Raw genomic sequence first — 12,903 nt, forward strand, 5'->3', positions numbered from 1 at the left:
TCCCTCGCTGCGCTCGGGATGACAGCTTTGATGTCGCTGCGAGCATGACTGTCATCCCGAGCGCAGCGAGGACCTTTCTCTTACCGCGCCGCCAGCCGGATGACGTTCCATGACGCGGGCGCGAGTGACGCCTCGATGCGGCCGCCCTCCATGCGAAGGCCGGCCAGCGGCGTTGGCGCAATGCGGTCGGGCTGCTGTTTGGTGTTCACCGCCTTGAGATCGGGATCGCAGAGCTGCAACGCCTCGCTCACCGCGAGCCCATCGAAGCCGGCGGCCTGCACGCGAAGCGGCAGCGACTCGGTCAGGCTGCGGTTCAGGGCGAACAAGGTGAGGGTGCCGCCCACATCGTCGTGCACGGCGGCGAGCTTGAGGTAGGGCACGGCCGGCATCGCAAAGAACTCATCGTTCGGGCCGTTGGGATCGTTGTAACGCGTCGCATAGGTCGGCGAATCGATCTGCGTGCGCAGCACACGGCCGCGGCCCAGCCGGCTGAAATGGGCGAAGGGATGGAAGATGGTCTGGCGCCACGCCGGGCCGCCGGTCTCGGTCATGATCGGCGCGATGACGTTGACCAGCTGGGCCAGGCAGGCGGCCGTGACGCGGTCGGCATGATTGAGCAGCGAAATGCAGCAGCCGCCGAACGCCAGTGCATCCTCCATGGTATAGATCTCCTCCAGGATCGACGGCGCGACCGGCCAGCCTTCCTTGATGCGATCGCGCCGGTTGCGCCGCGTGCGATACCAGACATTCCATTCGTCGAAGCTCAGCATGATGCGCTTGGGCGAGCGGCGGCGGGCGGCGACGGCGTCGGCGATCGCCACCACCTCGTCGATGAAATCATCCATCAGGTCGGGGCTCGCCAGGAACGCCGACGTGTTGCCGTCGTAGTTGTTGAGATAGGTGTGCAGCGAGATGTACTCGACGTGATCGAACGTATGCTCGAGCACGGTCTGCTCCCAGGCGCCGTAGGTCGCCATGCGCCGGCCCGACGAGCCGCAGGCGGCGAGCTCAAGCGACGGGTCGATCCATTTCATCATCTTGGCCGCCTCGACCGCGATACGGCCGTACTCGGTCGCGGTCTTGGCCTCCATCTGCCACGGCCCGTCCATCTCGTTGCCGAGGCACCAGAATTTCACGCCGTGCGGCTCGGCCCAGCCGTGCTTGCGGCGCAGCTCGGAAAGCGTCGTTCCCGAGGGGTGGTTGCAGTACTCGACCATGTTGCGGGCGGCATCGCCGGCGCGCGTGCCGAGATTGACCGCCAGCATCGGCTCGATGGCGGTCCTGCGGCACCAGTCGATGAACTCGTTGGTGCCGAACTGGTTAGTCTCGGTCGACATCCAGGCGAGGTCGAGGCGGCGCGGCCGCTCGGCGACTGGCCCGACGCCGTCCTCCCAATTGTAGCCCGAGACGAAGTTGCCGCCAGGATAGCGCATGATGGTCGGCGCCAGCTCGCGCACCAGCGCCATGACATCCTGCCGGAAGCCCTGGGCGTCGGCGCTGGGATGTCCAGGCTCGAAGATGCCGCCGTAGATGCAGCGGCCGAGATGCTCGAGGAAGGCGCCGAACAGGCGGGGATGGGTGGTGCCGATCGCGACATCGCGATGCAGGCGGACGTCGACGTTACGCATGGAAAGCGGCTCCGCTGGACGGGACATCGGGCGAGGACATTGGGCACCCATCATGAGCGACTCGGGCGTGAGCCTTGGCGCATGGCTTCTTCTCGCCGACGCTCGACGCGCCTCTATGTCCCACGTGTCCACGATTTTGTCCCAGGTGTCCCTGGGGGCGAGCTGCTAATGACTGAAGGCGCGCCGCGACGCGCGTCATCCCGGAGCGTCATGCAGGAGCAACATCAGGACCCGCTGATCGAGGAGGCGCTGCGCTGGTTCGGCGTGCTGAAGGACCCGAAGGCGAGCGATGACGATCGTCGGGCATTCTCGCACTGGCTGAAGGAGAAGCCGGAGCACGAGGCGGCATGGCGCCAGGCGCAGCGCGTCTGGATGCGCGTCGGCAAGATCGGTCCGGCCTTCGCCAACAGCCCGCAGGCGACCGTCGTGATCCCGGCAGCCCCGACCGTGACGAAGCGGCCGCCACCGCTGCGCGCCGACCCGGCTTCGAGGCCAGTCGGCTTGCGCCATCCGCCGCCGAAGCGCCGTCGCGGATTGTTGATCGCAGCCGTCGCTGCGGTCTGCGTCGCGGCGCCGGCAGGCGCGCTGCTGTGGCGCCCGGGATTGCTCGCCGACCACGCCACCGCCGTCGGCGAGCGCCGCTCGGTCACGCTGGCCGACGGCTCGAGCGTCGAGCTGGCGGGGGCGTCGTCGATCTCCGTCGACTTCGCCGCCGGCGTCCGCCGCGTCGTGCTGCGCGAGGGCGAGGCCTTCTTCACGGTCGTCGGCGATGCCGATCGGCCCTTCGTGGTCGAGGCCGACGGCACGCGCATCCGTGCCCTGGGAACGTCGTTCGACGTCAAGCTGGGCGACGGCAGCGTGACAATCGCGGTCACCGAGCAGTCGGTCGAGGTGACGGCCGAGGGACGTCCGCCGGTCGTCGTCGGCAGCGGCCGGCTGGTGCGGGCCGGTCGCGGGCTGCCGGGTGACGTGCGCGAGGCCGATCTGGTGATGGTCGAGGCCTGGCGGCAGGACCGGTTGGCCTTTCACGAGACTCCGCTCGGCGACGTTGTCGCCGACCTGCAACGCTACCGCATGGGCCGCATCGTGCTGACCGAGCCGCGGCTGGGCGACATCCCGGTCAGCGCCGCCTTCGAGGCGGGCCAGGCCGACGCCGCGATCGACATGCTCGCCGCCATCTTGCCGATCCGCATCAGGCGTTTCACGCCTCTGCTCGTGGTCCTGTCGCCGCGCAGCTGACCGTACTCATTCTCCTCCCCAGCTTCGCCTCGCAGGGCACCGCCAACTGGTCTACAGATTGCATTGCCCTCGCGTGGGCTCGTGATGGAGAAATGTGCGGTGGCGGCCAGTCCCTTTCATCTCGGTTGGTTCCTGGGCAACAGCTACGGCGTGCATGGATGGAACCAGGAATGGGGCGGCGCGGACGGCGACGACTGGACCCAGCCCGCTCTCCACATCGATCTGGCGCGGGCGCTCGAGCGCGCCTGCTTCGACTATCTGCTGCTCGAGGACTCGCTGTTCGTGCCCGACAATTACGGCGGCTCGATGGAGTTCTATCTCGCCCGCGCCCTGCGCGCGCCGAAGAACGATCCGTTGCCGCTGGTGCCTCTGCTCGCCCAGGCGACGACGCATCTCGGCATCGTGCCGACCATATCCACGAGCTTCTATCCGCCCTTTCTGCTGGCCCGGCTGATCGCCACCCTGGACCTGATGTCGAAGGGCCGCGTCGGCTGCAACTTCGTCACCTCGACCGGCGAGCGTGCCGCGCAGAATTTCGGCCTTGAGGCTCATCTCGAGCACGACCTGCGCTACGAGATGGCCGAGGAATTCGTCGACCTCGTGATCCGGCTCTGGGAATCGTGGGAGGCCGACGCCATCGTTCAGGATCGCGAGGCGGGCGTCTTCGTCGACCATCGCAAGGTCCATACGGTCGACTTCAAGGGCCGCTTCTTCGCGTCGCGCGGACCGCTCAACACGGCGCGGCCGGCGCAGGGTCGGCCCGTCCTGGTCCAGGCCGGCGGCTCGCCGCAGGGGCGGGCCTTCGCCGCCAGGCACATGGATTCGGTGATCGTGGCCGTCAGCAGCATCGCCGAGATGAAGGAATTCCGTGGCGACATGCGCCGCCGGCTCGCCGCGCAAGGCCGCGACCCCGAGAGCTGCAAGATCCTCTATGTCGCCTCGCCGACCCTGGGCGAGACCAACGAGGAAGCGCGGGCGCGCAGCGATCGCCGGCAGGCGCAGCGCGAGCAGTTCCCCGCTGTCACCCTGGCGATGATGGGCAGCCTCACCGATATCGATTTCTCCACCTTCGACCTCGACACCCCGCTCGGCGAGCTCAGCACCAACGGCCAGCAGGGCACGCTGAAGCGCTTCCTGGCACAGGGCCGCACCTTGCGCGAGATTGCCGCCAACTACCGCTATGGCTACGAGGATCTCGTCGGCACGCCCGAGCACGTGGCCGGCGCCATGGCCGAGGTCATGCAGGAGGTGGGCGGCGACGGCTTCGTGTTCACCGGGCCGTTGACGCGCCGCTATCTCGCCGAGATCACCGACGGCGTGGTGCCGATTCTGCAGCGCCGCGGCCTGGTACGGACCGCCTATGCGCACCGGCATTTCCGCGACAATCTTTTCGCCTACTGAGTGCGCCTGCGATTTGATCGCGTGCCCGAGCCCTTATTCTGTCATCCTGAGCGGAGCGAAGGATCTCATCGCCAGAGGTTCCACAGTACACTCTTGCATGCGGCGATGAGGTCCTTCGCTCCGCTCAGACGACAGCAAAGAGAAAATCTTGAGGACACCGGTGAGCGATACCGTCGCACTGAAGGTCATGGCGCAGCAGGCGATCGATGCTGCGGCACCCGGCCTGTTCGACATCAGCAATCGCATGCATGCCGAGGTCGAGCTGGCCTTCGAGGAGGAGAAGGCGCAGGCATGGCAATGCGCCGCGCTCGTCGCTGCAGGCCTGTCGGTCGAGCAGGGGCTGGGCTCGCTCAAGACCGCCTTCCGGGCAAGCCGGCGCGCCGGCCGGCCCGGCCCGCGCATCGCCTTCCTCTGCGAGTATGATGGGCTGCCGGTCTACGGCCAGAGCTGCGGCCACAACGTGGTGGCGGCGGCGGGCGTCGGCGCGGCGATCGGGCTCGCTGGCGTGATCGACCGGATCGGCGGCGAGGCAGTGGCGCTCGGCACGCCGGGCGAGGAGGGCGGCGGCGGCAAGAACATCCTGCACCGCGAAGGCTTCTTCGATGGCCTCGACGCCATGATGCTGGTCTATCCCGGCATGGACAACATCGCCCATTCGCGCACCGTCGGCGCGATCCGCGTGCCGGTCGCCTATCACGGCAAGGCGGCCCACGCGGCGGCGCGCCCGGAGCTCGGCATCAATGCCCTCGATGCCCTGCTGGCGGCTTTCAATGGCATCAACGCGCTGCGCCAGCAGCTTCCCGCCGATGTGCGGGTGCACGGCATCATCACCAAGGGCGGGACCCTGCCGCAGGTCATCCCCGATCACACGACGGCGGTGATCACCGTGCGCGCCAACGATGCCGCCACCCTGGCACGCGTCATCCCGCGCATCGACGCCTGCCTGGTCGGTGCGGCCGAGATGACCGGCGCGCGGCTGGAGCGGACCTGGCCGGAGAAGCCAGGCCGCGAGCTGCTCAGCAATGCTGCGCTGGCGGGAAGCTTCGAGCGCAACCTGCAGGCGCTCGGCCGGGCAACGCGGCCGCGCGACGAGCTGTCGGGCGCGTGGTCGGGCGACACCGGCAACGTCAGCTGGTTCGTGCCGACCATCCAGCCGCAGATGGCGATGACCGGCCGCGATGTGCCGCCGCACAGCCACGAATTCCACGCCGCCTCGGTCGGTCTGGCCGCCGAGCGCTGCATCCTCGACTCGGCCAAGGCGATGGCAATGACCGCGATCGACCTGATCGTCGATCCGACGTTGCTGGCAGCGGTCAAGAAGGAGTTTGCCGAGGCGAGTGCGCCCAGGGAGCTCTCTAGAGCGTGATCTTCTTGGATTAGATCGCCGCCCTTTAGGGCGACGTCCAAATCTTTGTCGTCCTGAGCGCAGCGAAGGACCTCATCGCCGTCTGCACGGGAGCACTTTGACATCCCTGGCGATGAGATCCTTCGCTGCGCTCAGGATGACAGAACAGATGCCGGATTGGTTCCACGTAGGCCAATCATGCTCCAGCGATTGGCTCAGGCGAGGAAAGACTTCTCCAGCCGGTCGAACAGCTCGCTGCCGCGCTGCACCAGGTCATAGGGCTCGCCGTAGAGCAGCCAGACCGCGGTCAGCTGGCACATGCCGCCCATCAGCATCGACATCGCGAGGTAGGGGTCGAGGGACTTGTCGTAGGCGCCGGCCTCGATCGCCCGGCCGACCAGGTCGACGTAGCGCAGGGCGTAGCGGTCGACGGCGCGGCGGATGCGCGCCTGCCTGACCGCGGCGCTGGGCCAGATCTCCAGGAAGAAGACCCGACCCCAGTCGGGATTGGCGCGGATATAGGCGAGGTTGGCGGCGAAGATCGCGCGCAATTGTGCCCTGGGATCGGCGGGGCAGCTCGCCGACTCGTCGCTCAGTTGCTCATAGAGGGCGCGGTAATTCTCCTCGGGGACGGCTGCCAGGATATCCTGCTTGTCCTTGAAGTAGTCGTAGAGGCTGGTGAGCGGCACGCGCGCCAGCCGGGCGATGTCGGTAAGCGAGGTCTGGGCGACGCCCTTGCGGCCAAACAGGCGGGTTGCCGCGCCGACGATCCGCTCGCGGCGCTCCTTGCTGCGCTGCTGCTTCAGCTTGAGCCTGGGCGCCGCCATCTCAGCCGAGCTTGATCGAGATTTCGAGGCCGCCTTCGTGCGACAGCATCACCGAGCGGAAGCCGTTCTTGGGGTCGCGCACCAACGCCGTGTACGCCGCGTACTCGCGCTCGTAGAGCTGGACATTGTCGCAGACCACCATGGCGCCGACACGAAGTTGTGGTCCCACCACGTCGATGACCGGCCTGACCAGCGGGATCCAGCTGTCGAGCAGCAGGAAATCGACCGGGCCGCCGGCCTGCTTCAGGGTCTCGCGTGCATCGCCGACCCGCACGTCGACGAAGTCGGCGAGGCCCGCGTCGGCGACGTTGGCCTTGGCGACACTGGCCTTGGTCGGCTCGATCTCGGTGCCGATCACGACGCCGTCGCCGCCATGCTCGCGGACGGTGTCGCGCACCGCCGCCGCCAGGTAGATGGTCGACACGCCGAACGAGGTGCCGAACTCGACCACGCGGCGTGCCTTCAGCGAGCGGCACAGCATGTAGCAGAGGTCGCATTTCTCGGGATCCAGCGCCACGAACTTGTCGCGCACGAAGTCCATGTCGACCCGCGAGGCGGGATCGGTATGCCGCGTCGCCTGCTGCTTCTTGGCGTCGTAGTAGCGGCGCATGTCGGCATTCTGTCGGCGGGCCTCCTCGTCGAGGCGCGCCAGCACGGCATCGGCGCGTGGATCACACAATACGGATTTCATTTGCATCACTCCCCTGTGTTTTCGAGCTCGTCGTCTTGCGGACCGCGAGCGTCTTTCTCCTCCCCAGCGGTGCTGGGGAGGAGAAGGCGCTCGCGGTCGGGAAGACCATGATCAAACCGGCGCGTTGCGGCGGTCGGCTTCGCGGAACAGGTCGCGGGCGACGATGCGGCGCATCATCTCCGAGGTGCCGTCGAGGATGCGGACCACGCGGGTCTCGCGCCAGATGCGCTCGATCGGCTCGTCCTTCGAATAGCCGGCGCCGCCGAAGATCTGCAGCGTCGTGTCGGCGACACGCTGCACCATGTCGGCGCCGATCAGCTTGGACATCGCGGCGGCGCGCGTGCGCGCCGCGGCATCGTCGCGGTCGTAACGCCAGGCCGCCTCGTAGGCGACGAGGCGCGCGCCGTGCAGGGCGGCCGCCATATCGGCCAGCATCCATTCGACGCCCTGGTGCTCGCGCAGCTGCTGTCCGAACGTCCGGCGTGACGAGGCGCGCGTGATCGCCAGCTCGAGCAGGCGCTGGGCGGCGCCGACGCAGTAGGCGCCCCAATGGGTGCGCCCGGCATCGAGGCAGCGCATGGCCAGCGCGAAGCCCCACCCCTCGGCGCCCAGCCGGTTCGCTTCGGGCACGCGGCAGTCCTCGAAGATCAGCTCGGCGTGATGCGAGCCGCGACCGGCCGCCATCTCGATGATGCGGCCGACCGTGAGCCCCGGCGTGCCGGCTTCGACCACGAAGGCCGCGATGCCGCGGCTGCCGAGCGCCGGATCGAGCGTGGCGAACACGGTGAAGAGCCCCGCCTCGGGCGCGTTGGTGATGTAGATCTTGCGGCCGTTCAGCACGTAGTGGCCCGCACCGTCGCGCCGCGCCGTCGTGGCGAGGCGGGCGGCATCGGACCCGGCGTCTTCCTCGGTCAGGGCGAAGGCGCCGATCGTGCGGCCCGACGCCAGCTCGGGCAGCCAGCGGCGCTTCTGCGCCTCGCTGCCGGCGAACTCGATCGGCTTGGAGCCGATATGCACGTTGACGCCGCACAGGTAGTAGAAGGCGGTGTGCGCCTTGGCGATCTCCTCGACGGCGAGGCAGCTTCCCAGCATGGACAGGCCGAGCCCGCCATAGGCAGCCGGCGTGTTGGTGCCGAACAACCCCATGCGGCGAAGCCCGTCCAACGATTCGGCCGGCACCATGCCGGTCGCCTCGATCGCCGCATCGTGCGGCTGCAGCTCGTCGCGGACGAAGGCCCGTACGCGTTCCTGCCAGCGGACGAGATCGGGAGACAGGTTGAAGTCCATGCCTTGGCCAAAAGTCGAATGTTCTTCGAGAAAAGTTGATGCGCCGGAACACCGATGTCAAGCTGGCCGCCCGTTCCCCGGAGGCGTCGTGATCCAGAGCCAGATGCAGGACGTTCCGTTGACGCCCAACCTCGTGCGCGAGCGGGTCGGACGGCTCTATCAATACGGGCACGATCGACAAGCCTACCTTGCGGAACCTCTGAAGCGCGGGGTTCGTCGAGACAGTTCGGTCGCGCGCGAGCCTCCAATTTTGCAAATGACAATCGTTCGCATATCCGGCAATGTGCCACCATGCCCGACAGTTTCCACTCCCAAGAGTTCCGCCACGCCACCCTCGACCACCTGCTGGCCCGGCGGTCGCTGGGCCTGTTGCAGGACCCTGCCCCTCAGGGCGCCGATCTTGATCTGATCCTCCAGGCCGGTCTGCGCGCGCCCGATCACGGCCGCATGCGGCCGTGGCGCTTCGTCACCATCCGCGGCGACGCCCGCGTCGCTTTTGGCGAATGCCTGGCCGCCGCCGCTGCAAAGCGCGACCCTGAGGCGGCCGCGGCCCTGGGCGAGCGGGGACGCGCCTGGGTGCGACGCACGCCGTTGCTGATCGCCGTCGGCGCGATCGTGAAGGATGGCAAGATCCCCGCGTTCGAACAGGTGCTGTCGGCCGGTGCCGCTGCGATGAACATGCTGAATGCAGCCCATCTGCTGGGTTACGGTGCCATGTGGGTCACGGGCGCCAACGCCTATGATCCCAATGTCAATACGCTGCTTGGTTTCGAGGCGCCGTCACGGCTCGTCGGCTTCCTCACGATCGGGACGCCCGCTCCGTCGCCGACACCCTTGTTGCCGCGGCCGGAGCTTTCCGCTCACGTGATCGACTGGCGACCGCCAGCCGAATAGCGGCTTCCCGTTCGAAATCCCGGACAGGAGAAAACGGCCAGCCGGCGCAACTGGTCTCAGGGCCACGTCGTTCTGTCGGCATGCAGCCGAAACCCGATCTGCAAACGGTGGTGATGTGCCTGTCCAAGCTCGAGGTACAGATCGGCGAGCAAAAGCTGCTGGTCGAGGTCCTGCGCGAGCTAGGTGACGCGACCGAGGCGGACAAGGCTGCGTCGCGACTTGCCTATCTCGAAGAATCGTACGGTGCGGTCGTGCTTTATCGGGACTTGCTCCAGGAAGAGCTGAACAAGAAGCGTCGTGTGCACTGACCGGCCACGGAACGGTCACACGGCGGCGAGCCGGCGGCGGACCTTGGCGAGAAACTGCTGGCGAGCGTCGTCGTCGGCATGGTCCATGTCGTATTGCGCCAGCCAGAATGACTTGACGCCGCGGGCGCACATCGGCTTCACGCCGCGCATCATGGCCTTGCGACCGGGATCGCCGGCGATCACCCGAACAAACCACCAGGGAGAACCGTAGGTCGTCACCACGCCGAACAGCCGAATGTTGTGCAGGTTCGGCTCGAGGTGCTTGTCCGTGGCGTCGTATACGAAGGCGGTACCCGGCGCCCAGACGCGATCGATATAGCCTTTCAGGACGGCGGGCATGGCAAACACCAGTGCGGGTAGCAGAACACGATGCCGTCGATCTTCCGCAGCGTGTCGACGTAGGCCGCGACCGCATGGTCGTCATAGTCGTTGCGCATGTATGAGCGGCGCTCGCTTGCCGTCATCGCCGGCTGGAAACCCTCACGATAGAGGTCGGTGGCGATGACCTCGTGCCCGCCGTCCCGGAGCGCGTCGACGATGGCGCCGTAGAGGGCGTGATCGAAACTCTCCGTCAGGGGATGGCAATGAACGACCTGGATCAGCATGGCCAGCCGATGTCACGCGGTGAGGCAGGACCCGACGTCGTCAACAACCGATCCCGGGTTCGCAGCCGGTTCCGCGCGCGACGGGGAACGGGTTGTCGGAGGATGTCGATAGCTGCGTGCGTGCCGCCTCGCCGGCACGCTGGGCAATGGCCATGACAATGGCGAACGCCACAGCCACGACAAGCACCGGGACGTACCATTGGCCGTACCATTTGTCTGTATCGTGAGGACCATCCATTCTGTTGCTGACAACGGAGCGAAGGAAAAGGCGTTCCCACAATTCCGCCACTTTTTGCCGTCGCCGTCGCCGTCCTTGAACTAGGCCGCGAGGTCGGCCTCCTGCTGGTAGCTGCCACCCAACGCGGCACATGGCTGCTCCAAAAACAGGGTGGAGGTGGAAGACGGATCGCAACGTCGATCGCTAGACCGGCGTTGCGGGCCCACCGAACGAACCGCAACCGGTCATTTTTCGCACCGTTTGGCAGAAGGGGCATCGGACAATCCGTGCCCGGCATTTCCAGGAGGTGCACCATGGCCTATCCTCGCGACGACGACCGCCGGCGTGACCGCAACGCGCGCACACGCGCCCGTCTGCAGCGGCGCGACGTCGACAATGCGATGGGGGCGTCGATGCGCGGTGACGACAACGACGAGGAGCGACTGCAAGGCTGGCGCCAAGGCCGTCGCGAGGCCTTCCGTGACCACGAATGGGGTCGAACCGGACGCCGCGGGGATCCCGACGAGTTTGCGGGCGAGCCTCGCCCTGCTGTCCCGCCTGGACGTGACTATGGCGGATTCGGCGGGCGCGGCTACGGAACCGGGCACGATCGCGACTATGGCTATGGCATTCGAGGAGCTGGTGGAAGAGATCAGCGGCGTCAAAGCCGTTCAAAACAACCTGCGCGTCAAGCCGCCAACGTGACGTTCAAGAAATGAAAGATCCTTTGCTACGCTCAGGATGGCTGACAAGCCGCTTCGCTCAACACGATTGACAGGCGACCCTCCGGATCGCTGTTGAGGGTGAAGCAGTCACGCCCTAATTCAGCACGCGCGGCAAGTCGGCGAACGCGCTCTCGCCGGCGTCCAGCCAGGCGCGGCGCTGCAACGGGGCGTCCATTTGCGTGGGCAACGGCGGCCCCAAGTGGAAGCCCATCCTGCTTAGCACCTCGATCGCATCTGAGCTGTCGGCCGCAACGATGTTCTCCAGCTCGCCGAACTCGGTCAGCATCTCGTCGACCACCAGCCGGGAGGAATCGGCCAGATCCTGGCGGTCCTGCTCATCGGATTCGACCAGCATCATCCAAAGGCGCCCGGTCTCGGGATGATCAGGGGCGGGCACGACGCCCCACAGCGCGGCCGGCGTTCCGGCCAGATCCCTTGCCGCCCACAGTTGCCGGCTGAAGGCGCAACTCCGCAGCAGGTGATTGACGGCGGATGATGCGCCACCATTCTCCGACATCTTGTTGGCGATATGAGCGACGTCCGCCGCCGTCGCCGCTTGCACCGTGTAGCGCATCGTTCGCTCGCTTTCTGCTGCTGCAACCAGTCCTGTCGATTCAATGGCCGGGACACCGAGCGGTTGCGATGAGAGCATCATGACCCGCCGTCGAGAGCTTTGCCGATTCTGCGCTTTGCTAATTCTGCGCCCTTGTCTGAAATCGCCGGACCTTCTCTGAAATCGCCGGACCTTCGAATCGCAAGGTTCATGCCGAAGCAGACGTATCCAGGCACCATTGTATTTAGAGACGAGCGGTCTTGAGCGGCGGTCGGCGAACGGCGTCGCTGCTTCGGCGCGTCACCTTGACGATCTCGCCCCACAGCTTGCCGTTCGGGATGACGACGCGCACGCCGTCGGGCGCCTCGAGCTCGCTGTAGAAGACGTTGACGATGACGATCCTTCCTTCCGCTCCGCCGGTCGCAATTTCATCGCCGATGTGGAACGGGCGGAAGACGACCAGCATGATGCCGGCCGCGAAATGGCTGAGCGTGCCTTGCAGGGCGAGCCCGACCGCGAGCCCGATCGCCCCGAAGGCAGCAATGAAGCTGGTGGTCGCGATGCCGAACGTCGTCAGCACGGCAACGAACGTAAAGGCGAGCGTTGCATAGCGCGCGGCATTGGCGAAGAACAGGACCAGGGTTTGGTCCATATTGCGGACCTTGCCGCACAGGCGCTCGATCAAACGGTACAGCAACCGCGACGCCATCCAACCCGCGATCAGAACCGCGATCGCGCCAACGACGCGTAGCCCATAGGTCGTGATCAGCGTCAGCAATGTGCTGACGGCTTGCTCTGCTTCAAGAGTCATCGGTACGCCCATCCCCTTCGAGCAACGCTAACGCCGGCCAGGTTGGCGAGGTTGCGGCAAGGGAGGGTCGATGGCTGAATGAAACCTTCTCGCAAGATTCCGGAACTGCACAACTCTCGGCCCGTAGGAAGGTTGCTGGCCCTTTTTTGTGGTCATCAGGATGTTGCAACCAAGTCACACCTTGCGGCGTTAGTAGGGCATGAAAATCCCCGGACCCCGCGTACTGCAGGCCAAGCAGAGGCTGTCGTCTGAATTGGCCGCGCTCAAGGAGCTGGCGCTCAGCCGCCGCGCAGCGTCCTTGAAGCAACAAATGCACAAGCTCGCTCAACTGCGCCAGATTGAAGGAGATATTAGTGACTTGCGGAGACGGGC

12 protein-coding genes and 1 pseudogene are annotated in these 12,903 nt (G+C 66.5%); 6 read left to right on the forward strand and 7 right to left on the reverse strand.

The window, feature by feature from the left end; all coding sequences use genetic code 11:
* Positions 1-80 precede the first annotated feature (80 nt).
* A complete protein-coding gene (locus ACILR9_RS12110; protein WP_395710181.1) occupies positions 81-1,628 on the reverse strand; it encodes an alpha-N-arabinofuranosidase in 1,548 nt (515 codons plus the stop codon).
* Positions 1,629-1,838: 210 nt separating this feature from the next.
* On the opposite strand from ACILR9_RS12110, the gene ACILR9_RS12115 reads away from it, so the two are divergent.
* From ACILR9_RS12115 to ACILR9_RS12125, 3 genes are all read left to right on the forward strand, one after another.
* On the forward strand, positions 1,839-2,867 hold the full coding sequence (locus ACILR9_RS12115; protein ID WP_395710182.1) for a FecR family protein: 1,029 nt from the start codon (positions 1,839-1,841) through the stop codon (positions 2,865-2,867).
* A gap of 99 nt (positions 2,868-2,966) precedes the next feature.
* Positions 2,967-4,268, forward strand: a complete 1,302-nt coding sequence (locus tag ACILR9_RS12120; protein ID WP_395710183.1) for an NtaA/DmoA family FMN-dependent monooxygenase — start codon at positions 2,967-2,969, stop codon at positions 4,266-4,268.
* 160 nt (positions 4,269-4,428) lie between these two features.
* On the forward strand, positions 4,429-5,634 hold the full coding sequence (locus ACILR9_RS12125) for an amidohydrolase (RefSeq protein WP_395710184.1): 1,206 nt from the start codon (positions 4,429-4,431) through the stop codon (positions 5,632-5,634).
* Between the two features lie 194 nt (positions 5,635-5,828).
* Here the strand turns inward: ACILR9_RS12125 and ACILR9_RS12130 are convergent, their stop codons facing one another.
* The 3 genes from ACILR9_RS12130 to ACILR9_RS12140 form a co-directional block, all read right to left on the reverse strand.
* On the reverse strand, positions 5,829-6,440 hold the full coding sequence (locus ACILR9_RS12130) for a TetR/AcrR family transcriptional regulator (protein WP_395710185.1): 612 nt from the start codon (positions 6,438-6,440) through the stop codon (positions 5,829-5,831).
* A 1-nt stretch (position 6,441) separates the two neighbouring features.
* Positions 6,442-7,131, reverse strand: a complete 690-nt coding sequence (locus tag ACILR9_RS12135) for an O-methyltransferase (protein WP_395710186.1) — start codon at positions 7,129-7,131, stop codon at positions 6,442-6,444.
* Between the two features lie 111 nt (positions 7,132-7,242).
* Positions 7,243-8,418: an acyl-CoA dehydrogenase family protein gene (locus ACILR9_RS12140; RefSeq protein ID WP_395710187.1), complete on the reverse strand. Its 1,176-nt coding sequence runs from the start codon at positions 8,416-8,418 to the stop codon at positions 7,243-7,245.
* 291 nt (positions 8,419-8,709) lie between these two features.
* On the opposite strand from ACILR9_RS12140, the gene ACILR9_RS12145 reads away from it, so the two are divergent.
* Positions 8,710-9,312 carry a nitroreductase gene (locus tag ACILR9_RS12145; protein WP_395710188.1) on the forward strand — a complete coding sequence of 201 codons (603 nt, stop codon included), beginning with the start codon at positions 8,710-8,712 and terminating at the stop codon, positions 9,310-9,312.
* 80 nt (positions 9,313-9,392) lie between these two features.
* Positions 9,393-9,620 (forward strand): hypothetical protein, encoded by a 228-nt coding sequence (locus ACILR9_RS12150; protein WP_395710189.1) that lies wholly within the window; start codon positions 9,393-9,395, stop codon positions 9,618-9,620.
* A 15-nt stretch (positions 9,621-9,635) separates the two neighbouring features.
* Here ACILR9_RS12150 and ACILR9_RS12155 read toward each other — a convergent pair.
* Positions 9,636-10,225: pseudogene (locus tag ACILR9_RS12155) on the reverse strand (NAD(P)H-dependent oxidoreductase).
* A 531-nt stretch (positions 10,226-10,756) separates the two neighbouring features.
* Between ACILR9_RS12155 and ACILR9_RS12160 the strand changes: the two are divergent.
* Positions 10,757-11,161 carry a hypothetical protein gene (locus ACILR9_RS12160; protein ID WP_395710190.1) on the forward strand — a complete coding sequence of 135 codons (405 nt, stop codon included), beginning with the start codon at positions 10,757-10,759 and terminating at the stop codon, positions 11,159-11,161.
* 100 nt (positions 11,162-11,261) lie between these two features.
* Here ACILR9_RS12160 and ACILR9_RS12165 read toward each other — a convergent pair whose 3' ends face one another.
* Both ACILR9_RS12165 and ACILR9_RS12170 read right to left on the reverse strand, forming a co-directional pair.
* On the reverse strand, positions 11,262-11,741 hold the full coding sequence (locus ACILR9_RS12165) for a hypothetical protein (RefSeq protein ID WP_395710191.1): 480 nt from the start codon (positions 11,739-11,741) through the stop codon (positions 11,262-11,264).
* 223 nt (positions 11,742-11,964) lie between these two features.
* Positions 11,965-12,531 carry a mechanosensitive ion channel family protein gene (locus tag ACILR9_RS12170; protein ID WP_395710192.1) on the reverse strand — a complete coding sequence of 189 codons (567 nt, stop codon included), beginning with the start codon at positions 12,529-12,531 and terminating at the stop codon, positions 11,965-11,967.
* Positions 12,532-12,903 lie beyond the last annotated feature (372 nt).

The sequence above is a fragment of the Reyranella sp. genome, from assembly GCF_044224635.1.
Classification (GTDB): domain Bacteria; phylum Pseudomonadota; class Alphaproteobacteria; order Reyranellales; family Reyranellaceae; genus Reyranella.

Bases quoted from the DNA above. Each gene is read 5' to 3' on its own strand.
- ACILR9_RS12150 (WP_395710189.1), top strand. From the start codon at position 9,393: ATGCAGCCGAAACCCGATCTGCAAACGGTGGTGATGTGCCTGTCCAAG.
- ACILR9_RS12115 (WP_395710182.1), top strand. From the start codon at position 1,839: ATGCAGGAGCAACATCAGGACCCGCTGATCGAGGAGGCGCTGCGCTGG.
- ACILR9_RS12135 (WP_395710186.1), bottom strand. From the start codon at position 7,131: ATGAAATCCGTATTGTGTGATCCACGCGCCGATGCCGTGCTGGCGCGC.
- ACILR9_RS12145 (WP_395710188.1), top strand. From the start codon at position 8,710: ATGCCCGACAGTTTCCACTCCCAAGAGTTCCGCCACGCCACCCTCGAC.
- ACILR9_RS12140 (WP_395710187.1), bottom strand. From the start codon at position 8,418: ATGGACTTCAACCTGTCTCCCGATCTCGTCCGCTGGCAGGAACGCGTA.
- ACILR9_RS12165 (WP_395710191.1), bottom strand. From the start codon at position 11,741: ATGCGCTACACGGTGCAAGCGGCGACGGCGGCGGACGTCGCTCATATC.
- ACILR9_RS12170 (WP_395710192.1), bottom strand. From the start codon at position 12,531: ATGACTCTTGAAGCAGAGCAAGCCGTCAGCACATTGCTGACGCTGATC.
- ACILR9_RS12130 (WP_395710185.1), bottom strand. From the start codon at position 6,440: ATGGCGGCGCCCAGGCTCAAGCTGAAGCAGCAGCGCAGCAAGGAGCGC.
- ACILR9_RS12110 (WP_395710181.1), bottom strand. From the start codon at position 1,628: ATGCGTAACGTCGACGTCCGCCTGCATCGCGATGTCGCGATCGGCACC.
- ACILR9_RS12160 (WP_395710190.1), top strand. From the start codon at position 10,757: ATGGCCTATCCTCGCGACGACGACCGCCGGCGTGACCGCAACGCGCGC.